At 75.8% G+C, this 1,797-nt stretch carries 1 protein-coding gene and 1 pseudogene; one reads left to right on the top strand and one right to left on the bottom strand.

The window, feature by feature from the left end; translation table 11 throughout:
• Positions 1 to 379 (bottom strand): annotated as a pseudogene (locus BN12_RS25905) (phospholipase); the annotation flags it as partial.
• A gap of 264 nt (positions 380 to 643) precedes the next feature.
• On the opposite strand from BN12_RS25905, the gene BN12_RS25570 reads away from it, so the two are divergent.
• The coding region (locus BN12_RS25570) for a sensor histidine kinase (protein WP_162233119.1) at positions 644 to 1,797 on the top strand (1,154 nt) is incomplete at its 3' end.

A 1,797-nucleotide genomic window follows, 5' to 3' on the forward strand; every position in this document is an offset into this window, starting at 1 on the left:
CGTCGATCAAGCGGCGGGCGGTCGCGGACAGCGCGCCCCCGTCGCGGGCGGCGACCCGCAGCAGGTCGTACCCGAGGTCGTGGCGGCGGCACGCCGCGGTGAACTCCGCGGGCAACGGCACGGGGGAGCTGCAGCCTCCACGCGGGTCCTGGAGGAGGCCGTCGCGGACGACCGGTCGGTAGCCCTCCTGCCGGGCGAAGTCGGCCGGCAGGGCCGCGTCGGCGACGTCCGCCGACTCCGTCGTGAGGGCCGTCACGGCGCCCTGCACGGCGGCATCCGGCCTCGCCGTGCCGGGGTGGCCGGCCACGTCGAGGGCGGCCCACGCGCCGGCGAGGAGGAGGAACCCGATGATGGTGCGGGCGAGAAGCGCTCTGGTCATGGCCGGGACGCTAGGAACGGCGGACGCCGCACCTCGTCCGCCGGAAGGCCCGAGGTGGCCTCGTCCGTTCGGTGTCGCCGGCCGGCCACGTCATACCGGAGGGTGACCCGAGTGCGCCCCTGCCGTATGACGACCGATCGCCCGCCCGCGTCCTAGCCTGTCGGCATGCGGTTGCGGGTGCGACGCCATCGAGGCGATGACCCGGCAGCTCCGACACGGGAGGTGCCGGGATCGGTCCCGACGCCACCGACGCAGGAGATGCCGGTGGTGGCGCCGGCGCCGTCGGCATCCCGGTGGCGCACGGGAGCCCGGACGACGTGGCGCGGTGCCAAGGCGACGGGCCGCGGGGTCAAGGTGGCCGGCCGCGGCCTCGCGTGGCTCGGGCGGATCACCGTCCCGGCCGTCCGCTTCCTCGTCCGCGACCCCGCCGTCGGCCTCTATGCCGTCGCCGCCGTCCTCTTCGTCGTCGACGCCGCGACGATCCCGAACGTCTGGCCGATCCCCTTCCCGCTCTCGATGGTCGTCGCCGTGCTCGACATCGCACCGCTGGTGCTCGCGAGGTACTGGCCGTTCGGCGGCTGGCTGGCCGGCACGGTCGTCGCCCTCGGCTGGTCGGCCTTCGTCACCCCGCCGGTCCCCGGCGGCTTCCCGTGGTCGGTCCCCCTCTATCTCGCCCTCCTGCTCCTCCTCCTTCTCGTCGCCATGCTGGGACGGTGGGTCGAGGTGGTCGTCGCGGCCGTCGTCGGCATCGCGACACCCATCGCCCTGCTGCCTGCGGACTTCAAGGCCTGGGCCGTCGCCAACGGGTTCGCCGTCGTCCTCGGGCTCGTCCTCCGGTGGCTCGTCATCTCGCGGCGCCAGCTCGCCGCGCAGTCGAGGGCGACGAAGGAGGAGCGGGACCTGCGCGCCGTCGTGGAGGAGCGGGCTCGGATCGCCCGCGAGCTGCACGACGTCGTCGCGCACCACATGTCGATGGTCGTCGTCCAGGCGCAGAGCGCGCCGGTCCGACTCGGCGACCTCCCCCCGGAGGTCGTCGAGGAGTTCGCGGCCATCGAGACCTCGGCGCGGCAGGCCCTCACCGAGGTCCGTGGTGTCCTCGGCGTGCTCCGCGAGGCTCGCGCCGGCGCCGAGCTCGCCCCGCAGCCCGGGATCGCGGAGCTGCCCGCGCTCCTCGAGGCGAGCCGCGCCGCCGGCATCGACGTGAGGTGGCGGCTCGAGCTCCCGCCGGAGGCCTGCCCGCCGGCGACCGCGCTCATGCTCCACCGGGTTCTCCAGGAGGCGCTCGCCAACGCCGCCCGCCACGCGCCCGGGGCGGCCGTCCACGTGCGCCTGCTCGCCGACGGCGACCGGGCCGTCCTCGTCGTCCGCAACGACCAGCCGGCTCGTCCCCCGACGCCCGACCCGGGGCGCAGCGGCGG

The organism is Nostocoides japonicum T1-X7, assembly GCF_001046855.1.
Classification (GTDB): Bacteria; Actinomycetota; Actinomycetes; order Actinomycetales; family Dermatophilaceae; genus Nostocoides; species Nostocoides japonicum.